Here is a 19,432-nt window from a genome sequence, read left to right on the forward strand (position 1 = left end):
TTTGTTTCCACAGCCACCATCATAAGAAAGCAAGAACCCCCACCACCACATCTCACCTGCTTTCAGCAGGTTCGTGCGGTCCCCCTCCCCAGTAAACTGGGGAGGTATGTTAAGAGAGAGCCGTAATCGCCTCGTCCGCCGCGCGGACCAGACCGTCGAGAATCCCCGGATCGGACGATGAGTGTCCGGCCTTCTTGACCAGATTGAACCGCGCCTCAGGCCACGCCTTGTGCAGATCCCACGCCGAGGCCATCGGCGTCACCACGTCGTAGCGGCCCTGAACGATCCACGCCGGGATGTGCTTGAGTTTATGCACGTTCTCCAGCAGCCAGTTATCGGTCTCGAAGAAGCCGCCGTTTTTGAAATACCACGACTCGATGCGCGCAAAAGCCACCGCGAAGTCGGGTTCGGCGAACTTGGTCGGGTTTTCAGACGGCCCTTCGATCGACAGCGTGTCGCCTTCCCAGCCGGCCCAGGCCAGCGCGCAGCGCATCTGTTCGTTGCGGTCGTCGCCGTTGAGACGTTTGATATAGGCGGCCATCATGTCGCCACGCTCGGCGTCTGGGATGGGGGCGACGAAGCGCTCCCACACATCGGGGAATATCTGCCCGGCACCGCCCTGATAGAACCAGTCGAGCTCGGCCTTGCGCACCAGAAAAATCCCACGCAGGATCAAAGCCTTGACGCGATCCGTATGGGTCAGGGCATAGGCCAGCGACAGGGTCGAGCCCCACGAACCGCCGAAGACGACCCATGTGTCGATGCCCAGTTTTTCTCGCAAAGCCTCCATATCGGCGACCAGATGCCAGGTCGTATTGTCCTCAAGCGACATGTCCTGCGACGCGTGTGGGCGCGACTTACCGCAGCCGCGCTGATCGAAGAGGATGATGCGGTAGGCGTCGGGGTTGAAATAGCAGCGCAGGTTCGGGCTGGTCCCACCGCCGGGGCCGCCGTGGACGACGACGACCGGAATCCCTTGCGGATTACCGCTTTGCTCATAATAGATTTGATGTTTGCCCCCCGCGGGCATATAGCCGTAATCGTAGGGCTCTATCTCCGGATAGAGGCCACGGGTCTGGGCGGTGAGGGCTTGATCGGTCATAAGGCGCGCTTCAAATAGGTAAGACAGTCGGGCGATCAAAGACTTATTATGCGCAAGGATTCAACCCTTTTTCCCCTGACCACCCTGCAACGGCAGGGAATTTTTTACGCCCTCATCTTCATCGGATCGGGCGCCAGCCTGCCCTATATGCCGCTGTGGTTCGCCGACAAGGGCATGACCGGGGCGCAGATCGGCTTTATCCTCGCCCTGCCGTTGCTGCTGCGCGCGGTGACCGGGCCGATCATGGGGATATGGGCCGAAACGTTCCCCTTGTTCCGCACGCCGCTGATCTATCTGGCGGCGCTGGGCGGAATTTTCTATGGGCTTTTAGGGGCGTGGCCGCTGTTTCAGGAGTGGCGGTTTGTGGTTTTCGCCCTCGTCTGGTGCCTCGGCTATAGCTGCATTACCTCGATCAGCCCCTTGCTGGACGTGATGACGATCCAGATGTCGAAGCGCGAGGGTTTCAACTATACGCGGCCGCGTGCGATTGGCTCGGCCTCGTTCATCGCCGCCAATATTGCGGTCGGTTATGGGCTGAACTGGCTCGGTGTCGATCTGATCCATGTCTGGGTGGTCTGTCTTTGCTTCGCGGCCACGCTGGCGGCGGGCTATGTTCTGCCGAAAGCCGTGCGCCATATCGACGTCCCTGTCACCGAAGCCGCGCCCGTGCCGACAGGTTCGGGCTGGGCCAAGATCAGGGTTCTGGTCGGCAATCCTGTTTTCGTTTTGCTGCTGATCGCCATGGGCTGCATTCAGGCGGCGCACGGCTTTTACTACGGGTTTTCGACGATCATCTGGAAAGGGCAGGGGCTCGACGGGGCGACCTGCGGCTATCTGTGGGGGACGGGCGTGGCGGCGGAAGTCATTTTTTTGACGCTGGGGTTCCGCATCCGCAACCGCTTCGGCTCGTGGACCCTGCTGGTCGTGGCGGGGGCCTTGAGCACCCTGCGCTGGTTGGTGATGGGCTTCGCGCCGCCGTTATGGGTCTTGTGGCCGTTGCAGACCCTGCACGCGGCGTCGTTCGCGGCCTGCTACCTGGCGGGGCTCGACCTCGTCAATCGCATGGCCCCCAAGGGGTCGGAAAGCCTCGCGCAAACGCTCAACGCCGCCTATGTGATGGGGGTGATGATGGGCCTGTCGACGCTCAGTTCCGGGCCAATCTACGACGTGCTGGGCGGTGGCGGCTATTTCGTGATGGGCGGGCTGGCAGCGTGCGGTTTCGCGATTGCGATCTGGCTCTATCGCAAGCAGGTCATGACGGCGTGACTCCCTCCTCCCTACGCAGTGGGGAGGTGGCATTTGCAAAGCAAATGACGGAGGGGGCAACTCGGACTTTCAGCGGCCTCAGGCATTGGGCGATAGATTGACATGAGCCGGATTTAAGCAGAAATTTGGTGTCCTAAAAGGAAGCATTGCTATGCCCGTCGCTCCATCCGCCTCTCTGCAAAATGAAATGGAATATATCGAGGTTTATCAATCGATTCTGCGTAGCTTAGATGAAGCAGAGCGAGGAGAGGTGCATTCTGCAAGCGTTCTGGACGAAATTATAGCCGAGTATCAATAACCGTGTTGCCGCCGTGGGAAAAGTATCCGGAGCTGCCCAAAGGCCGTATCGGCTGGCGCATGGGATATGGCGAAGACTATATGAATGCCTTCTGGAAATGGTTCAGCAAATTGCCAGACAACGAGAAGGATGCGTACGAGCAAACATCTCCGGAGCCTGAGGGCTGGACCGGTTTCTACGGGCGTATTCGCGCGAACCCTTGGCTTTAAACCCTAACCCCACAACGCCGGTTCCGGCGGCGACAGGATCGAGCCGGTGATCTTCAGCCCGTGGTCGCGGTCGCGGGCCAGCAGCAGCGGACCGTCGAGGTCGACGAAGTCCGCGCCCTGAGCCACGATCATCGCCGGGGCCATCGACAGCGACGTCGCCACCATGCAGCCGACCATGACCATCAGGCCCCTATCCTTGGCGGCTTGTTTCAGGGCCAGCGCCTCGGTCAGGCCGCCGGTCTTGTCGAGCTTGATATTGACGCAGGCATAGAGCCCGGCGCAGTGATCGAGTTCGGCGCGCGTATGCAGGCTCTCATCTGCGCACAGAGGCACGGGGCAGTCGTAACCGTAGAGCGTCTCGTCCTCACCGGCCTTGAGCGGCTGTTCGATCAGCACGACGCCGAGGCGTTTCAGTTCCGGCGCAATGGCTTTCAGATCGGCGAGCGTCAGGCCTTCATTGGCATCGACGATAAGGCGCGTATTGGGGGCATTTACGCGCACGGCTTCGACGCGGGCAAGGTCGTCTGGCCCGCCGATTTTCAGCTTCAGCAGCGGGCGGCGGGCATTGGCCAGGGCCTGCGCGCCCATGGCTTCGGGGGTATCGAGGCTCAGGGTAAAGGCGGTTTTCAGCGGCGATAATGCCCGCAGACCTGCGGCCCTGTAGGCCGGAACACCGGACTGCTTGGCGCGCAGATCCCACAGGGCGCAGTCGAGCGCATTACAGGCCGCGCCGGGGCAGATAGCCGGCTCGAACCCGGCTTCGATCTGGGCGCGGGCGTCTTCAAGCTGCGCCATTTCGCCGTCCATCGTCTCGCCGTAGCGGGCATAGGGCACGGCTTCGCCGCGTCCGGTATATACACCGTCGGTCACCTCGACATAGAGGACGTGAGCCTCGGTCTTGGAGCCGCGGGCGATGCTAAATCGTCCGGCAATGGGCCAGGCCTCGGCGCGATAGCTGAGTTTCATCAGATCAGGTCGCTGATGGCCGCGTCGAACAGCAGGTAGGTGCGGCCGACATCGGTGGCCAGAACCTCACCCAGCGCCGTGCGTGGGTCGCGCGTCAGGAGCGCGATATTGATCTGACGGTCGTAGAAGGTGACGAATTCCTGCGCCTGTTCGCGCAGGGGAATGTCGGTGGTCAGGCGGCGGCTCAGGCGGCGGATGGCGGCGGGCGCGATGCGGCGGATGACCAGACGCGCGCCTTCGTTGTCGTCGGCGACGATGGCGGCGATGATTTCATCGACGCGCGCGCGATTGAGCAGGGCGTGGGTATCGACGCCCATGGCCGCCACTTCGCCGATCATCAGGTCATCGAGATTGTCATAATCGCCTTCGGGTGCGACCGGTTCCGGATCGGGGATCGGCGGCGCGCGACGCGAAGCCGGTTGAGGTTGTGGGGTTCCGCCTTCGCGGCCTTCCATGCCGTTGAGCAGGTCACGCCACGACCAGCCTTCCTGCACGCTGGCCGGACGGGCCACGGACGGGCGCGCCGACGGAGGCGTGGGGGCAGGGGTGAGCGGCGTTTCGAGCGGATCGAGGCCGACGCGGGGGCGCGACCGTTCGATCGGACGCTCGGTAGCCAGATTGCGACGTTCCGGTCTTAAAGCGTCTCTGGGCGTCTCTTTCGGGCGGTCGAAGCGCTCGACATAAGGATTAGGCGCAGTAGGGGCGGTCGGCAGGGGCTGCGAGCCCAGAACCCCCATCAGGCGCACGGCCTCGGTCAGCATTTCGTAGTTGCGCTTGACGCGGTCCTGGAACGCCTGATCGACGCTTTCGGTTTCCTGCGCAGCCTTCTTGGCGGCTTCGGTCATGGCGATCAGGCCGTCTTCGACTGCGCGGCGGATTTCTTCAAGGCGCGACTTGGCCTGAATCGGCAGTTCGTCGGCGCGGGCATTGAGTTCGTTGAGCGCGGCATCGACCTGCTTGATGCCTTCGCGGGCGTGGGCGAAGGAGCGGTCCAGCCGGTCGGCGGCCACGGTCCCGGCTTCATCGATCAGATTGGCCGAATCCTCGATGAGGCGTCGCGCGGCGACGAACCGCGAATCGAAGGCTTCGTCGGCCTTTTTTCCGGCTTCGAACAGCGATTCATTGAGGCGATCGACGCGGCCTTGCGCGGTGAGGGCGGCGGCATCGGCGGCGCGGCGGGCGTCTTCGGCGGCGAGGTTAAGTTGCTCAAGCGCGTGGCGCGTCTCGCCGATCAGTTCGTCGCGCGCATCGGCGGCCATGACCGAGATGTTCGACAGGGTCGAATGGATGCGCGTCTCGAACGCCGTGCGCTCGTTTTCGGCGCCGTTGAGCACCTGACGGAACTGCTCCTGCGCGTGCAGCACCAGATCGCGCAGGACATCGACGCCGCGCGACGAGGTTTCCCCCAGTTCGACGGTGGCGGTGCGCGTGACGGTCAGGGCCTCGCTCAATTGCGCGCGCTGGTTTTCCAGATGGACGGCGAAGTCCTCCTGATCGGCGCGCAGGGAAAGCGCGGCCGAGACCAGCCCGGCGCGTTGCTGCGACAGGCCTTCCTCGACGCTGCGGATCTGATCGGCGACACCGGCCCCGGCGGTTTCCAGACGCAAGGTCTGACGGTCGAGGTCTTCGGTGATGACGCGGGCGGTATTGTGGGCGTCGGATGCGGCGGTGGCCAGATCGGCGGCACGGGCGGCCAGAGCCGCTTCGGCTTCGCGAAGCTGGGTTTGCGCGAGGTCCGACGCATCGGCAACCATGCGCGCCTGACGGTCGACGGCCTCGATGACGCCCTGCGCCTGCACGTCGAGCTGCTGGCCCATAGCGATGACGGCCTGACGCTCGTGGGCGAGGGTGCCGGTGATATGCTGGGTCGAGCCGCGCGCGTGTTCGGCGGCGGCCAGAAGCGCCTCGGTCTCGCCTTTCAGGCGCTGGCTGAGGTCGTCGAGGTCGCCATGCGCCAGACGCACGGCGCGCACGGCCTGTTCGACCTGCTGACGCAGCGAATCGACCAGAGCGGTCGTTTGTGACGCGGCCATCGAGGCGGGGGCGACCATCGCATCCGCCAAAGCGGCGGTGCGGCGGGCCTCACGCGACAGGGCAGCGGCGTGGCGCAGCGCAAAGGCCGTGGCGACGATCAACCCGATGGGGAAGAGGGCCAGCGCGCCGAGGATAACCAGACGGAAGGGCTGCGTCGTAAAGGCGGCAAGATTGCTTTCGGCCCCCAGTACGAAAGCCGTCAGGCACAGGGCCCAGCCCAGACTAATGACCGTGACGCCGCCCCAGAACAGACCGCCCGAACCGCCCGAGACCTTCATCACGCCTTCGGGCTTGACCTTGATGGCGGCAACGTCGGTCGGCGTCTCGGTCCTGACCTGCGGACGATAGGCACCGGGTTTTTGCGTTATAGGTGCGGAAGGTTCCGGCGGCGGGGTGATGGTCATGACGTCCGGTTCGGGCGCGATCGCCGCTTCCACCGCTGCCGGTTCAGGTGCATAAACGCGTTCCGGTTCCGGTACGGCATCGAACGCGGTAGGGGCCTCAGGTTCCGGAATGTGAGGTTCTGACGCGTAGTCTGACGCGTCGGCGGGCTCGGCGATCAGGGTCGCTTCGGGCGCAGGTTCTGCTGTGCTTTCGTCCGATGTGTCGGCAATCACGTGTGTTTCGGACCCATGCGTTTCAGGCCCACGCGTTTCAGGAATATCGAGATCGTCTTCTCCGTCAAACTCCGGGTCGATTTCAGGCAAGGCCTCATCCCCTTCGACGGGGCGGCGAGACCGGACGCGGCCGCGAATCTCCGAAGACGTCAGATTCAGAGGGGGGCGAATGCGTGATTTCATCGATACTTGTCCTGCGCCGTCACCCTTCGCGGTCCGAAGGGCAGGGGTTTCTCCCGTTAGGCGAAACGCTAGACGCAGATCGTCCTTAACGCAAATATTTGTTGCGCGGAGAATTTAGAATTTGACGGTTTTTCCGGGGGATAGCCGCACGACGTCCGTCATAGGCCCATAAGGCTTAGTGACCGGTAAAGGTACGGATATTTTGCGGGCGATCGCGGCCCTCGTCGTTCTGCGGGCAATCGGGGCCTGAGACGACGGGTTCGGCGGTGACGGCGACCTGCGCCTTGACCACGACCTTGTGCATGATCCGGGCAGCGGCTTCGATGGCGCGATCCTTGTTCAGCTCGGCCTTGTGCATCTCGACGCGGGCGGCGCGTTCGGCATCACGCTCGATACGTTGTTGATGCCGGGCCATTTCACGCTCGATATCGGCTTCGAGGCGCTGTTCGATCTCGGTGCGTACATCCTGATCGACGATCAGCGAAAAATGCATGACCGGCGGTTTGGGGGCAGCGGGCGGCGCCAGCGGCGGTAATGGGGCCAGGATTTGGGGGGCCAGAACATGCGGACGCGGGGCGGGTTTGGGACGCGGCGCAGGCGCTATCTCGGCGACCGCTTTCGCCTTCACCGCAGCGACGGCCTTGACCGGCGCCACTTCGGCGACCGGTGCCATTTCGGCCGGCGCTTCGGGTTCGGCAACCTTGTCCTCGATGTCTGCCGGGACCTGAAGTTCCGTGCGGGGTTCGGGCGCAGGCGTCTTATGGGCGGGCGCAGATCCGCCGCCGGCACCGAAATGCAGGAACGCCGCCGAAACGAGCGCGGCAATAAAGCCGACAATGATGTCAATCAAGGATGACATAGGCGTGCGCGTCCAAATTTCCCCGACCGGTCGTTTCCGGTCCAACCCAAATCTTACGAGCCATACGCGCTCGCTCGTCCAGCCAGCCAGGCAGGTACAGCTGCCTATGTCGGACGGTCACAAATATGGGCGGATCATGCCTGAAATCGGTCACCCGTGCAACCAAAACCGCAAATCCGTCGCAGAGCCTGACGATAGGTGTCACCATGCGATAAAACGGCCACGGCTACGTTACGCCAATTGCGGCAAAGCTGTGACGTTTGCCGATTGGGGCCGATAGATAAGCGCCTGCCGATACTAGTCCGACGACGAGGAAGAGTCTGACGAAGAGGCGTCAGACGACGGCGCGTCAGGTGCGTCCGGCACGGTGTCGGCATCTGTGGCAACGTCTGGGGACGCAGGCGCGCTGACGATATCCGGATCGTTCAGGACCGGCACGGAGGGGCCGGTATCGGGCTCCGGTTCCAGAACGTGCGGGGCGGGCGGTGCGTAAGACGGTTGCAGGCTAAGATACAGCAACCCACCGAAGACGATGCCATTGGCACCGATCAGGGCCAGCGTCGACAACTGGCTTGGCACCGGCAGAAACCCGGCCAGTGGCGAGGCGAAGAGGAGATAGATCGGCACGATGATCATCAGAGCCAGCCACAGAAGGCCGGCAGACTTGCCGCTGTCGCGCAGTCGCCGCGAAACGAATAGCAGGAGGATGATGGCCAGCACCGCAAACACCGGCAACTCGATCAGCCATTGCGGCGTCTCGACCATCATCGCGATCACATCCGGCGCATAGGACAGGACCAGCAGGATGACCACACACATGATAAACCCGCGCCGCGTCAGGCGTCCGGTATGCAGCGGAGAATCGGCGGTCGTCGTCATCTGTGGCTCTGGCTAGGGTCTGTTTGCAAAGGTTAACATCGCTTCGGTCTTTGGCGAACCTTAAAAACTAAAACACGGTGGTGTCGAGTTGCGGCGGCCGCAACGGGTCAGGGCCGTATTTATTCGGGCCGCGATCTCCGGCTTTGAAGGTTAGAACCAGCCCCAGGCCGAGGCCCGTCACATTGCCCACCATGCCGATAATATTGTTGGCGCTTATGATGGTCTCAGGCACAACCATGAAAGCGTTGGCCACCGTGACGCCCAGATCGAACGGCAGGTCGAACAAGGCCAGAACGCACCACCACGCCGTCCAGCCGAGATCGTGCAACCGCTTGGCATATAGACACACCAGCAGATACAAGAACGGGAGCATCACCGCCAGATAGATCAGGGCCGCCTGAGGCGTGCTGATACCTTCATCGACAAGTCCGCTGGCCCCCATGAGCATAAAACCGCTGAACATGACGGCGGCGAACAAAAGACCGTGTACAAAATACTGCATCCGGCTCATACGACCGGCGGTCGATAGATATTCGGCGGGTGTCAGGAAAAAGCGCGGCTTGGCCATGATGTGAAGTCCCCCTTTAGCGAGGTCAACTCACCATGGACGCAACCGTTTGTAAAGCTCAGCGCCCGTTGTGCCGCTCACGCAGGACATCGAGGACGGCCTCCAGCGTCGTTTCGCGCGCCATGAGCAACACCGACAGGTGATAGAGCAGATCGCCCGCTTCGGCATGCAATTCGTCGAGGTCGCCCGCACGTCCGGCCAGAGCGGTCTCTAAGCCTTCCTCGCCGACCTTCTGGGCGATCTTGGCGACGCCCTTCTGCATCAGGCGAGCGGTGTAGCTGTCGGCGGGCGGGGCCTTGGCGCGTTCGGCCACGACGTGAGCGAGGTGTCCCATAAAGCCGATGCCCGGCGCGGTCTCGTGCCCGAAGCACGAGGTCGTCTTGGTGTGGCACGTCGGGCCGACCGGGCGCGCCATGACCAGCAGGGCGTCTTCGTCGCAGTCGGTCAGGACGTGGTCGAGATTGAGAAAATCGCCGGAGGTCTCGCCTTTGCGCCAGCGCCCACCCTTGGAGCGCGAGAAGAAGGTCACCTGACGCGCGGTCAGCGTCTCGGTCAAGGCGGCCTTGTCCATATAGCCCAGCATCAGAACCTGAAGCGTGTCGGCGTCCTGCACGATGGCGGGAATCAGGCCGTCGCCCTTGGTGAAATCGAGCGCGTCGATATCGGCGAGGGTGAGCGGGTTGGGTAGTTTGTGGGATTCGGGCATTATCGGGTCTGCGACTTTATGAGGGCGATCAGTTTCAGGAAGGTGGGGCGGGCCATAAACGCGCCGAGGCACATGGCCGCCAGAAGAGACAGGAAGGTCAGCAGGTTGGTGCCTTCGGGATTACCGACGGCTAACCGGTCGAGGACAACGGCATAAAGCACTAATCCGCTTACGGCAAACAGCAGAAAACCTGCCAGACCGATCAGCCAGAATATCAGCTTTCGCCACATGTCTACGTTCCTGCTGCAAGTAAGAACCCCACCACCACATCTCATTTGCTTCGCAAATTCGTGCGGTCTCAACGCTTGCAAAAGATATACTTTTGCTGACGCTATACCCCAACAAGTTGGGGAGGAATGAAGGTCTGTATCTTTCTTATTCCTCCCTGCCTTTGGCGGGGAGGGGGACCGCGCCCGAAGGGCGTGGTGGTGGGGTATCTTGCTTTACAGTCTAACCGCGATTCCCGCCGTTTGCAGGTCGCGTTTTAGATCGGGGATATGGATGATCTTCTTGTGAAAGACGCTGGCCGCAAGCGCGCCGGACACATCCGCCTGCTCGAAGACCTTGGTGAAGTGTTCGACCGCGCCCGCGCCGCCGGACGCCACCAGCGGAATGTCGATAAGGTCGCGGACCAGCTTCAGTTGGCGGATGTCATAACCCTTGCGCACGCCGTCCTGATTCATGCAGTTGAGCACGATTTCACCGGCCCCGCGGTCGCGCGCTTCGACCACCCAGTCGAGGGTCCGGCGGCCGGCGGCGCGGATCTTGTCCGGATCACCGCTGTATTGGTGGACATAATAGTCCCCGTCCAGTTCGCGTGAGTCCACACCGACGACCACGCATTGCGACCCGGCCATTTCGGCCAGTTCGTTGATCAGGTCGGGCCGTTCCAGTGCGGGCGAGTTGATCGACACCTTGTCGGCGCCCGAATTGAGGCACTTGACCGCCTGTTCGCCCGACCGGATGCCGCCCGCCACGCAGAACGGTATATCGAGCGCGCGGGCGATGTCGCGCACCCAGTTATAATCGACGGTGCGCCCCTCAGCCGAGGCGGTGATGTCGTACAGGACCAGTTCGTCGGCGCCTTCGTCGCGGTACCGGAGCGCCATGTCGACGGCGTCGCCCAGCACTTCGTGGCCGACGAACTGCACGCCCTTGACGACCTTGCCGTCCTTGACATCGAGACAGGGGATGATGCGTCTGGCTAACATGTCTTATCCCACATTCAGTGCGGCTTTAAGGTCGATCAGGCCTTCGTAGATCGCCTTGCCGACGATGGCCCCGTGGACGCCCAAGGCTTTGAGATCGTACAGGTCTTCGATCGATTTCACGCCGCCCGAGGCCTGAATTTCAAGGTCGGGACGCTTCTGACGCAGGGCGCGCATCAGGTCCATGTTCGGACCCATCAGCATCCCGTCGCGCGACACATCGGTCACGAGGATGCGCTGCGCCACCCCGACCGGATAGTAGTCGAGCACGTCCCACAGCGAGATACCGGAGCCTTCGACCCAGCCGTGCAGGGCGGCGTCGAAATCACCGTCCTTGGTGGGCAGGACGTCCAGCGCCAGCGTGATCTTGTCCTTGCCGAAATCGCGCAGCCAGCCGCGCACCTCTTCAGGGTTCTTGACGGCGGCAGAACCGACCACGACCGCCGAGACGCCCTGATCGAGCAGGGTCTGCACGTGTTCGCGGGTACGGACGCCGCCGCCGGTCTGGATTTTCGCGCGCGACGCCTGCGCCAGACGGCCGATCAATTCATGCTGCTGCGGTGATCCGGCCTTGGCCCCGTCGAGATCGACGATGTGGACCCATTGCGCGAATTCGTCATTGAACAAGGCAAGGCGCTTGAACGGATCGGAGTCGTACTTGGTCACGGCGTCGAAGCGGCCCTGCGCGAGGCGGACGCAGTCTCCGTTGATCAGGTCGATAGCGGGGTAGAGGATCATGGTCGGTAATCTCCCCCTCTCCCAGAGGGGAGAGGGTGGCCCGTTAGGGCCGGGTGAGGGGGTGTCAACAGAAGAGCGCGGGACTTTCCCCCTCACCCTAACCCTCTCCCCCCATTCTTAGTTTTTGGGGGGCGAGGGGATTAAATTAAACGCGGAGAAAATTCTCCAGTATCTTCGCACCGGCGGCAGACGAGCGTTCGGGGTGGAACTGACAGCCCCAGACATTGTCCTTGCGCACCATGGCCGCGAATGGCTGGCCGTAGGTCGATTGCACCAGCGTATGTTCGGTGACCGGACAGACGAAGCTGTGCACGAAATAGGCGTAGTCGCCCGCGTTCAGCCCTTGGGTCAGCGGGTCTTCGGCGACGGCTTCCAACTGGTTCCAGCCCATATGCGGTACGACGAGCGGTTTGGGTGCGTCCATCTTTACGACCTTGCCGGGGATCAGACCGAGGCAGTCGACATCGCCTTCTTCGGACGAGTCGAACAGCAGTTGCTGGCCCAGACAGACGCCGAGCAGCGGTTGTTTCAACGCGCGGATCGTATCGTAGAGGCCAAGCTCGCGGATACGGCTCATGGCGAAACCTGCCGCGCCGACGCCCGGCAGCACCACGCGCTCGGCTGCGGCGATCTCATTGGCGTCCGACGACAGCACGGCCTCCGCGCCCAGACGTTCGAGCGCGAACAGCACCGACGCCGTATTGGCGCAGCCGATTTCGATAACGGCGACGCGGCTCACGCTAACATGCCCTTGGTCGAGGGCAGGGCGTCGCCTTCGATGCGCGTGGCCATGCGCAGGGCGCGGCCCAGGGCCTTGAAACAGGCCTCGACCTTGTGGTGGTCGTTCTCGCCGGTGACTTCGATATGGATCGAGGCCCCTAACGCTTCGGACAGCGAGCGGAACGCGTGGCCGGTCATCTCGGTCGGGTAGTCGCCGATGTGCGAAGCGTCGAACTCACCTTTGAACACGCAGTAGGCACGGCCGGAAATATCGACGCTGACCTTGGCTTCCGTCTCGTCCATCGGCAGGACGAAACCGAAGCGCGCCATGCCGATACGGTCGCCCAAAGCGCTTTTCAGCGCCGCGCCAAAGGCCAGCATACAGTCCTCGATCGTGTGGTGGGCGTCGATTTCCAGATCGCCTTCACACGACAGTTGCAGCGAGAAGCCGCCGTGCGTGGCGACCTGATCGAGCATGTGATCGAAGAAGCCGACCCCGGTGTGGATCTTCACCGGCTTCGGATTGTCGAGATCGACGATGGCCGAAATCTTCGTTTCCTTGGTGTCGCGCAGGGTTTCACCGCGCCGCGCCGGACGTCCGGCATCGGTCGAGACGCCCAGCGCATTGAGCAGGCGGTCATTGTACGGCTTGTCGCCGATGGCCATGATCAGGCCTTCATAGGCGTTCTTGGCCACGACGCCGAAGCGCTTGAGCGCGGTTTGCGTGCGGATCAGGTCCTTCGGCTTGATGAACAGGAACGGCCCGTCATTGAGGTGGCTTTGCAGGATCGACGGCGCGTCGGTCAGAGCCTCGCGCAAGCGGGCCTGTTCCGTGCGGATCAGATCGACGCGCGACTGCACGTTCAGGGCGCGCGACGGGGCCAGCGCGGCTTCGGCGGCCTTGATCGAGGGCGTCGGCAGGGGTGCGGGCTCGCAGAACCGACTCAGACCGTTGAGCGTCTTGGGCGACGAAATCAGCGCACCGACACGGGCACCCGACAGGCCGTAGAGGAACGACAGGCTTTTGAGCACCACGACGTTCGACTCGGATTTCGTCAGCTCGACGAGGCTCACCCCGTCGCAGGCGTCGAAATAGCTCTCGTCGATCACCAGCAGGGCCGGGAAAACCTCGACGGCCAACGTCCGCGCCGCGATCAGATCCCACACCTTGCCGTCGGGCATGTTGGGGTTGTCGATCAGGTACATGCCCGCGCCCTTGAGCGTCATCAGCGGCTTGGTCGCCTGTTTCAGTGACAAGCCGTAGGCGTCGGCGAGGCTTTGCAGGTGGTACTGGCGCTCGGAATAGCAGGGGTCGGTGAAGACGTTCTCGTAGCCGTTGACTTTGAGGCGGCGCATCAGGATCTCGGTCGCATGCGACGCGCCGCGCGTGACCATGAGCTGATAGGGCTCAACGCCGTAGATCTCGGCCATGCGCTCGCGCAGCGGCTCAAGCGACGGCGGCGAGGCTTCGAGGCCGGAGCCCTGAGCGTTCAGGGCGGTGAAAGGGGACGCGAACATGATTACACCTCGAACCTTTGGATCGATTGCGAAGGCCCCCACCACCCCGCCAGCAAGCTGGCGCGGTCCCCCTCCCCACAAGTGGGGAGGTATGAAGAGAGAGCACTCTTAATTTCATACTCCCCCGCTTGCGGGGGAGGTGGCGCAGAGCGCCGGAGGGGGGCCTTACTCACTCAGACCTCCAGCCTGAAGTCTGCCGCCAGCGCGTGGGCTTCGAGACCCTCCAGCCGGGCCAGACGGGCGGCGGCGGGCGCGATGGTGGCCGCGCCCTGACGGGTGGCGCGCTGAACGACGAAGCTGGTCAGGTACGACCGCACGGTGATGCCGTCCCACGCCCGCGCCGCGCCGTCGGTCGGCAGGACGTGGCTGGGGCCGGCGGCGTAATCGCCGAAGGTTTCCGCCGCATAGGTGCCCGCAAACACAGTGCCGGCGGCGGTCAGTTGCGGGATCAGGGCGTCGAGGTCTTCGACCTGCAAGGCGAGGTGTTCGGGGCCATAGAGATTGGCGACCTCGGCAGCGGTTTCCAGCGAGTCGACGATAAACAGGCGCGCCTGTTCCAGCGAGGCGCGGGCGATCGCGGCGCGCGGCAGGGTCGCCAGTTGCGCCTCCAGTTCGGCGGAAACCGTCTCGATCAGGTCGCGGTCGAGCGTCACCAGCACGACCTGCGCGTCGGCGTCGTGTTCGGCCTGACTGAGCAGGTCGGCGGCGATCAGCTTGGCATTGGCGGTCGCATCGGCGATAACCATCAGCTCGGACGGACCGGCGGGCATGTCGATGGCGATGCCCGACAGGCGTTCGGTAGCGTAGCGCTTGGCTTCGGCGACGTACTTGTTGCCCGGGCCGAACAGCTTGTCGGCGGCAGGGACATCCGGCAGCGCGCCGAGCGCCATGGCAGCTATGGCGTGCGCGCCGCCGACGCGCCAGATGGCGTCGAGACCGGCCGCGGCCCCGGCGGCGATCATCATCGGGTGCAGCGAGCCATCCTTGGCGGGCGGGGTGACGCAGACGCGGTTGGGGACGCCCGCAACGAGGGCTGGAACGGCGGTCATGATCAGGGTCGAAAACAGCGGCGCGGTGCCGCCGGGGACATACAGACCGGCCGTCGAAATCGGGCGGAAAACGCGTTGCAGGCTCAGGCCTTCGGCGGGCGCGATGATCGGGCCAGTGGTGGGCAGTTCGGCGGCGTGGAAGGCGCGGACGTGTTCGACCGCCAGTTCCATGGCTTCGAGGTCGTCGGCGGTGAGCAGGGCACGGGCTTCGTCGACCAGCGACGGGTTCAGTTCGACGCGCACCGGGGCGTGACCGTCCAGACGCACGGCCCAGTCGCTGACGGCGGTGAAGCCGCGCGATTCCACGTCGTCGAAGATCGTGCGCACGGTGTCGAGCACGCGCTCGTCGCGCCGGTTTTCCGGGCGGGCGAGGGCGGTTTTGCGTTCCGCTGCGCTGAGATCGTTCCAGATAAAGGTCTTCATCGGTGCGTTGTCCTTAAGGCCCCCACCACCACTCGCTTACGCTCGCGGTCCCCCTCCCCACGAGTGGGGAGGTATTTTTAAGTAATACTCCCCCCACTTGTGGGGGAGGTGGCGCGTAGCGCCGGAGGGGGGCCTTACTACTCTATTTCATCATCTTTTCGATCGGCAGGACCAGGATCGCCGAAGCGCCCGCCGCCTTGAGTTTGTCCAGCGTGTCCCAGAACACGTTTTCCTGACACACCGCGTGGACGGCGACCGCGTCTTCGCGGTGCGCCAGCGGCATGATGGTCGGGGAATCCGCGCCGGGGATCAGTTCGATGATCTCGTCCAGATGCTCGCGCGGGGCGTTCAGCATCACATACTTCGCCCCCGTCGAAGCCGTCACACCATCGAAGCGGCGCAGCAGCATGTCATAGACGTGTTCCAGATCGGCCGGCGGGGCGTGGGGGGCCTTGATCAGCACGGCTTCGGACGCCAGCACCAGATCGACGGCCTTCATGCCATTGGCTTCCAGCGTCGCACCGGTCGAGACCAGATCACAGATGGCGTGAGCGATCTTCATGCGGGGCGCGACCTCGACGGCGCCGCGCATCTCGACGATGGTCACGGTGATGCCCTTGTCGGCCAGCCACTTGCCCAGAATGTTCGGATAGGAGGTCGCCAGACGCTTGCCTTCGAGGCTTTGCGGCCCCTGATAGTCGAAGGCTTCCGGCACGGCGATCTTCAGCGTACATTTGCCGAAGCCGAGGCGCATGACGATGCGCTCTTCGAGGTCGTCATCCGGGAAGTGTTCGGCCAGCACGTTGTAACCGACGATGCCCAGTTCCGCCACGCCGTCGGCGACGAAGGTCGGGATGTCGTCGTCGCGCACGCGCAGCAGGTCGATGGGCTGGTTTTCGACGCGATAGAGCAGTTCGTTGGCGCCCTTCATGACGCGCAGGCCCGCGCCGGAGATCAGCTCCAGCGAGCGGTCGGCCAGACGGCCCGATTTCTGAACGGCAATGCGGAGGCGGGTGGACATAGTCGTACTTTCTTATTGGCTTTTGAGGCGATCGATCACCAGCCGGTAACCCTTATGCGGCATGTCGCGCAGGAAACGCGCCACGCGGGTCACCGTGGTGGTCGAGGCCCCGGTCTTTTCGGAGATGTCGCGGTAGGACAACTGGTTTTCCGCCAGCAGCCGTGCCACCTTGAACCGTTCGGCAAAGGCCCTCAGTTCCGATGGGGTACACAGGTCGTCGAGAAAGGCGCGCATCTCTTCCGCCGTTTCCAGCGTCAGCAGGGCTTTCACCAGTTCGGCCTCGTCGGCGGCGTATCTCTCGGGCGATGTGTCGGTCATGAGGGTCTGTTTTAATGTGTTAGCGCGCTAATACAGCGGCACGGAAGGGAAGGCAAGAGGTTTCGACGAATTTCTTAAGCCGTTACCCTCTTGCCGTAATGCATAGGGCAGAGCAAGTTCCGTCTGCGCAGGGGGAAGCAGGATGCCGAAGAAAACGATGGTTCTGGGGGCGGAATACGATCCGGTGTTACAGGCACGGATCAGGCAGGCACTCAAGGCACTTAAGGCAAGGCGTATCGGGCTCTGGTCAGGTCTGGCCGGATCGCAGGATATCGCGAACAGCACCTATACCGTGAAGGGGCAGAAACTCACCTTCGAGAGCGAAACCTATATAGGCATAACCGTGACCGGCGAAGCGCAGGCCGTCGATCTGTTTCTCTCCAGCATGGGCGTTTGGGCAGACAGCCAGAATATAACAGAACCCTTGGCACCCAAGCCCGTATGGGATCAAAAACGTCGAATTCCGGGGGGGCGCGGTGCGTGGTTTTTGATCAAATTCGCCCCGTTGCCCTATATCTATCCGGCGAGTTGGCAGGGCCTGTTATTGCTCGTGGCGGAACTTATTTGTCTTGTCGGCGGATTGGAATATGGCGAGACACTATCCGAACGCGGCGATCAACTCGGGCTATATGTGAGCATGGGTAGTGTCGCCGTGTTTGCCGTGCTGTTTGTCACAGGCCTTTTAAAGACCCGGCGGGGCTAGTGCTAAAACACCTGCTCGGCGTCGGCGGGCACGGCGCTTTTCGATGCCGTCGGGGTCGTGCGGGCATGGTCCCGGTATTGCTGGGCCGCGAGGACGAAGCGGTGTTCGTTTTCCGGTGCTGCAAAGGCACGCTTGGGCACGATCAGCGCGCTGTTGGGGCGGGTGAATATCAGCAACGTGCGCGCGGTTTCTTTCACGTCGTGAACTTCGGTCCATTCGGTGGTTTTTACCGCGCCATTCTGATGTTTGGTGAAGCCGGTTTCATCCAGACTGACAGATTGCTCCGGCGGCGCGGCTTTCAGCAGATGGCTGACGATCTGGAGGCCGCCAATCAACAAAGGTTGAAGGAAAAAGCTGATCAGGGCGGCCCAAAAGGCAGCGGCTAAAAGATAAAAGACGCCGATCAGGACAGGGTCGGATGGATAGGTCTCTGGCATGACGCTTCGGCCTGCCGCGAAAATGATGATCAGCACGACAAAGACTACACCAAACCGGATCAGGCTAATGCGGTTGAAACGGTTACGTTGAGCCCATACGCCGCAGAAGCTGGCGATATCACCGGCTTTAAGGCGGTAAGGTTCGGTGCTGAGGTGTGTTTCGGTCATGCCGCGAATTGCAAGGACACGTGGCCCTTTGTCAAGCCGCGAAGCGCGCCTTGGCCGCCAGCCCCAGACCCGAGGCCACCGACGAGAAACGGTCGCCGTAATTGACCTGCGCCTCAGGGAAGGCGGCGCGCATGGCGGCTTCGAACCCCGGCATGGCGGTCGAGCCCCCCGTCATGAACAGGGTATGGATGTCGGAGCCTTTAAGCCCGGCCTGCGCCACGGTATCGCCCGCCGTGATGACGATCTTTTCGACGTCGCTGCCGGTCGCCTGCATCAGGGTATCGCGGTGGATTTCCGACACCCAGCCTTTTTCGATGTCGGTATAGTCGACCGAGGTCAGGTCGTGTTCGGACAGGGCGATCTTGGCGGCTTCGATGCGGTTGGCGACGCTGTGGCCCTTGCGTTCCTCGACCACGGTGATCAGGCGCTGGGTCAGGTCGCGGCGTTCGGCCAGATAGTGCAGTTCGCGGATGCCCAGCATCGCCTTCTGCGTATAGAGAAAGTTGATCAGGTGCCAGGTCGAAAGCTGATGGTAGTTGAGCAGCGGCATGTCGAGCCCGCTTTTCAGCTTCGACTGATAGCCCATATCGACCATCGCCGTATTGAGGCTTAAGCTACGGTCGAAGTCGGTGCCGCCGATATGGACCCCGGCATTGGCCAGAATCTCGGACGTGGTCGGGCTCAGGCGCAGGACGGAAAAGTCCGACGTACCGCCGCCGATATCGACGACCAGCACGGTTTCTTCGCGGTTGAGCGTACTGGCATAGTCGCGGGCGGCGGCCAGCGGTTCGTATTCGAAGCTGATGTTCTTGAAGCCCTGGGCTTCGGCGATGCCGCGCAGTTCGGCTTCGGCGCGGTTGTCGGCCTCGATATCGTCGTCGACGAAGTGGACGGGACGGCCCAGCACCACGTCTTCGAGCGGCTCGCCGATATGGGCTTCGGCGGCGCGTTTGAGGTGCGCGATATAGTTGCCGATGATCTCGCGGAAGTCCTTGCGCTTGCTGCCGATCTGCGTGGTTTCCCCGATCAGGCGGCTGCCCAGCACCGATTTCAACGCCCGCATCAACCGGCCTTCGTAGCCGTCGAGATATTCGGCGATGGCTTCGCGGCCAAAGGTCAGGCGCTCGGTCTCGGTATTGAAAAACAGCGCCGACGGCAGGGTCACCGAGGCGCCTTCGATCGGCACCAGATGCAGGTCGTCGCCGCGCCCGACGCAGACGGCGGAGTTGGAGGTGCCGAAATCGATACCGCAATAGGGACGGGGAGACATGACTTTACCGCGATGCACACAAAAAAGGATCGCGGCGTTTACACGGGAATGACGGAGATGGCTATGGGTTTCTTCTACCTCCCCGGCGTGCCAGGGAGGTAGAAGAGGGGCTTGTGTCGCGTAGGACAGAGGCTCATACTCTTAGACGTTGCGAACATCAGCAGAGGGCGGG

At 62.8% G+C, this 19,432-nt stretch carries 21 protein-coding genes; 4 read left to right on the plus strand and 17 right to left on the minus strand.

Annotation, left to right across the window (positions count from 1 at the left end; all coding sequences use genetic code 11):
- Positions 1-109 precede the first annotated feature (109 nt).
- On the minus strand, positions 110-1,102 hold the full coding sequence (gene pip / locus AEYBE204_RS28900) for a prolyl aminopeptidase (protein ID WP_023461966.1): 993 nt from the start codon (positions 1,100-1,102) through the stop codon (positions 110-112).
- Positions 1,103-1,150: 48 nt separating this feature from the next.
- Here pip and AEYBE204_RS28905 point away from each other — a divergent pair, with 48 nt between their 5' ends.
- The 3 genes from AEYBE204_RS28905 (at position 1,151) to AEYBE204_RS40565 (ending at position 2,875) form a co-directional block, all read left to right on the plus strand.
- Complete coding sequence (locus AEYBE204_RS28905) at positions 1,151-2,368, plus strand: MFS transporter (protein WP_023461967.1); 1,218 nt, start codon at positions 1,151-1,153, stop codon at positions 2,366-2,368.
- A gap of 151 nt (positions 2,369-2,519) precedes the next feature.
- Positions 2,520-2,666 carry a hypothetical protein gene (locus AEYBE204_RS40840; protein WP_023461968.1) on the plus strand — a complete coding sequence of 49 codons (147 nt, stop codon included), beginning with the start codon at positions 2,520-2,522 and terminating at the stop codon, positions 2,664-2,666.
- Positions 2,667-2,668: 2 nt separating this feature from the next.
- Positions 2,669-2,875 (plus strand): hypothetical protein, encoded by a 207-nt coding sequence (locus AEYBE204_RS40565; RefSeq protein ID WP_031230330.1) that lies wholly within the window; start codon positions 2,669-2,671, stop codon positions 2,873-2,875.
- A 3-nt stretch (positions 2,876-2,878) separates the two neighbouring features.
- Here the strand turns inward: AEYBE204_RS40565 and dgcA are convergent, their stop codons facing one another.
- The 14 genes from dgcA to AEYBE204_RS28975 all read right to left on the minus strand — a co-directional run bounded on the left by dgcA (position 2,879) and on the right by AEYBE204_RS28975 (position 16,682).
- Positions 2,879-3,841, minus strand: a complete 963-nt coding sequence (gene dgcA, locus AEYBE204_RS28910) for an N-acetyl-D-Glu racemase DgcA (protein ID WP_023461970.1) — start codon at positions 3,839-3,841, stop codon at positions 2,879-2,881.
- A complete protein-coding gene (locus AEYBE204_RS28915) occupies positions 3,841-6,582 on the minus strand; it encodes a tipN (RefSeq protein ID WP_235068110.1) in 2,742 nt (913 codons plus the stop codon). The genes dgcA and AEYBE204_RS28915 overlap by 1 nt, the downstream gene beginning before the upstream one ends.
- A gap of 268 nt (positions 6,583-6,850) precedes the next feature.
- On the minus strand, positions 6,851-7,534 hold the full coding sequence (locus AEYBE204_RS40290) for a hypothetical protein (protein ID WP_023461972.1): 684 nt from the start codon (positions 7,532-7,534) through the stop codon (positions 6,851-6,853).
- Between the two features lie 297 nt (positions 7,535-7,831).
- Positions 7,832-8,413: a DUF805 domain-containing protein gene (locus AEYBE204_RS28925; protein WP_023461973.1), complete on the minus strand. Its 582-nt coding sequence runs from the start codon at positions 8,411-8,413 to the stop codon at positions 7,832-7,834.
- Positions 8,414-8,480: 67 nt separating this feature from the next.
- The gene (locus tag AEYBE204_RS28930; RefSeq protein WP_023461974.1) at positions 8,481-8,981 is read right to left on the minus strand and encodes a DUF805 domain-containing protein; all 501 of its coding nucleotides are present in this window, start codon (positions 8,979-8,981) and stop codon (positions 8,481-8,483) included.
- A gap of 58 nt (positions 8,982-9,039) precedes the next feature.
- Entirely contained in the window at positions 9,040-9,687 is a 648-nt protein-coding gene (hisIE, locus tag AEYBE204_RS28935; protein ID WP_023461975.1) for a bifunctional phosphoribosyl-AMP cyclohydrolase/phosphoribosyl-ATP diphosphatase HisIE, read from the minus strand.
- Positions 9,687-9,917 (minus strand): hypothetical protein, encoded by a 231-nt coding sequence (locus AEYBE204_RS28940; protein WP_023461976.1) that lies wholly within the window; start codon positions 9,915-9,917, stop codon positions 9,687-9,689. The genes hisIE and AEYBE204_RS28940 overlap by 1 nt, the downstream gene beginning before the upstream one ends.
- A 213-nt stretch (positions 9,918-10,130) precedes the next feature.
- On the minus strand, positions 10,131-10,898 hold the full coding sequence (gene hisF / locus AEYBE204_RS28945; RefSeq protein ID WP_023461977.1) for an imidazole glycerol phosphate synthase subunit HisF: 768 nt from the start codon (positions 10,896-10,898) through the stop codon (positions 10,131-10,133).
- Positions 10,899-10,901: 3 nt separating this feature from the next.
- The gene (gene hisA, locus AEYBE204_RS28950) at positions 10,902-11,633 is read right to left on the minus strand and encodes a 1-(5-phosphoribosyl)-5-[(5-phosphoribosylamino)methylideneamino]imidazole-4-carboxamide isomerase (protein ID WP_023461978.1); all 732 of its coding nucleotides are present in this window, start codon (positions 11,631-11,633) and stop codon (positions 10,902-10,904) included.
- Between the two features lie 145 nt (positions 11,634-11,778).
- Positions 11,779-12,372, minus strand: a complete 594-nt coding sequence (hisH, locus tag AEYBE204_RS28955; protein ID WP_023461979.1) for an imidazole glycerol phosphate synthase subunit HisH — start codon at positions 12,370-12,372, stop codon at positions 11,779-11,781.
- Positions 12,369-13,871 carry an imidazoleglycerol-phosphate dehydratase HisB gene (gene hisB / locus AEYBE204_RS28960; RefSeq protein ID WP_023461980.1) on the minus strand — a complete coding sequence of 501 codons (1,503 nt, stop codon included), beginning with the start codon at positions 13,869-13,871 and terminating at the stop codon, positions 12,369-12,371. The genes hisH and hisB overlap by 4 nt, the downstream gene beginning before the upstream one ends.
- Before the next feature lie 173 nt (positions 13,872-14,044).
- Complete coding sequence (gene hisD / locus AEYBE204_RS28965; protein ID WP_023461981.1) at positions 14,045-15,343, minus strand: histidinol dehydrogenase; 1,299 nt, start codon at positions 15,341-15,343, stop codon at positions 14,045-14,047.
- 142 nt (positions 15,344-15,485) lie between these two features.
- Complete coding sequence (gene hisG, locus AEYBE204_RS28970; protein WP_023461982.1) at positions 15,486-16,364, minus strand: ATP phosphoribosyltransferase; 879 nt, start codon at positions 16,362-16,364, stop codon at positions 15,486-15,488.
- Positions 16,365-16,376: 12 nt separating this feature from the next.
- The gene (locus tag AEYBE204_RS28975; protein WP_023461983.1) at positions 16,377-16,682 is read right to left on the minus strand and encodes a YerC/YecD family TrpR-related protein; all 306 of its coding nucleotides are present in this window, start codon (positions 16,680-16,682) and stop codon (positions 16,377-16,379) included.
- A 142-nt stretch (positions 16,683-16,824) separates the two neighbouring features.
- Here AEYBE204_RS28975 and AEYBE204_RS28980 point away from each other — a divergent pair, with 142 nt between their 5' ends.
- Complete coding sequence (locus tag AEYBE204_RS28980) at positions 16,825-17,385, plus strand: hypothetical protein (protein ID WP_023461984.1); 561 nt, start codon at positions 16,825-16,827, stop codon at positions 17,383-17,385.
- A gap of 2 nt (positions 17,386-17,387) precedes the next feature.
- Here the strand turns inward: AEYBE204_RS28980 and AEYBE204_RS28985 are convergent, their stop codons facing one another.
- Together AEYBE204_RS28985 and AEYBE204_RS28990 are read right to left on the minus strand one after the other, a co-directional pair.
- Positions 17,388-17,990 (minus strand): YcxB family protein, encoded by a 603-nt coding sequence (locus AEYBE204_RS28985; protein ID WP_023461985.1) that lies wholly within the window; start codon positions 17,988-17,990, stop codon positions 17,388-17,390.
- Positions 17,991-18,021: 31 nt separating this feature from the next.
- Positions 18,022-19,260: an Hsp70 family protein gene (locus tag AEYBE204_RS28990; protein WP_023461986.1), complete on the minus strand. Its 1,239-nt coding sequence runs from the start codon at positions 19,258-19,260 to the stop codon at positions 18,022-18,024.
- Between the last annotated feature and the right edge of the window lie 172 nt (positions 19,261-19,432).

The organism is Asticcacaulis sp. YBE204 (assembly GCF_000495855.1).
GTDB lineage: Bacteria > Pseudomonadota > Alphaproteobacteria > Caulobacterales > Caulobacteraceae > Asticcacaulis.

Coding starts and splice junctions, on each gene's coding strand:
- pip (WP_023461966.1), bottom strand. CDS start 1,102: ATGACCGATCAAGCCCTCACCGCCCAGACCCGTGGCCTCTATCCGGAG.
- AEYBE204_RS28905 (WP_023461967.1), top strand. CDS start 1,151: ATGCGCAAGGATTCAACCCTTTTTCCCCTGACCACCCTGCAACGGCAG.
- AEYBE204_RS40840 (WP_023461968.1), top strand. CDS start 2,520: ATGCCCGTCGCTCCATCCGCCTCTCTGCAAAATGAAATGGAATATATC.
- dgcA (WP_023461970.1), bottom strand. CDS start 3,841: ATGAAACTCAGCTATCGCGCCGAGGCCTGGCCCATTGCCGGACGATTT.
- AEYBE204_RS40290 (WP_023461972.1), bottom strand. CDS start 7,534: ATGTCATCCTTGATTGACATCATTGTCGGCTTTATTGCCGCGCTCGTT.
- AEYBE204_RS28925 (WP_023461973.1), bottom strand. CDS start 8,413: ATGACGACGACCGCCGATTCTCCGCTGCATACCGGACGCCTGACGCGG.
- AEYBE204_RS28930 (WP_023461974.1), bottom strand. CDS start 8,981: ATGGCCAAGCCGCGCTTTTTCCTGACACCCGCCGAATATCTATCGACC.
- hisIE (WP_023461975.1), bottom strand. CDS start 9,687: ATGCCCGAATCCCACAAACTACCCAACCCGCTCACCCTCGCCGATATC.
- AEYBE204_RS28940 (WP_023461976.1), bottom strand. CDS start 9,917: ATGTGGCGAAAGCTGATATTCTGGCTGATCGGTCTGGCAGGTTTTCTG.
- hisF (WP_023461977.1), bottom strand. CDS start 10,898: ATGTTAGCCAGACGCATCATCCCCTGTCTCGATGTCAAGGACGGCAAG.
- hisA (WP_023461978.1), bottom strand. CDS start 11,633: ATGATCCTCTACCCCGCTATCGACCTGATCAACGGAGACTGCGTCCGC.
- hisB (WP_023461980.1), bottom strand. CDS start 13,871: ATGTTCGCGTCCCCTTTCACCGCCCTGAACGCTCAGGGCTCCGGCCTC.
- hisD (WP_023461981.1), bottom strand. CDS start 15,343: ATGAAGACCTTTATCTGGAACGATCTCAGCGCAGCGGAACGCAAAACC.
- hisG (WP_023461982.1), bottom strand. CDS start 16,364: ATGTCCACCCGCCTCCGCATTGCCGTTCAGAAATCGGGCCGTCTGGCC.
- AEYBE204_RS28975 (WP_023461983.1), bottom strand. CDS start 16,682: ATGACCGACACATCGCCCGAGAGATACGCCGCCGACGAGGCCGAACTG.
- AEYBE204_RS28980 (WP_023461984.1), top strand. CDS start 16,825: ATGCCGAAGAAAACGATGGTTCTGGGGGCGGAATACGATCCGGTGTTA.
- AEYBE204_RS28985 (WP_023461985.1), bottom strand. CDS start 17,990: ATGACCGAAACACACCTCAGCACCGAACCTTACCGCCTTAAAGCCGGT.
- AEYBE204_RS28990 (WP_023461986.1), bottom strand. CDS start 19,260: ATGTCTCCCCGTCCCTATTGCGGTATCGATTTCGGCACCTCCAACTCC.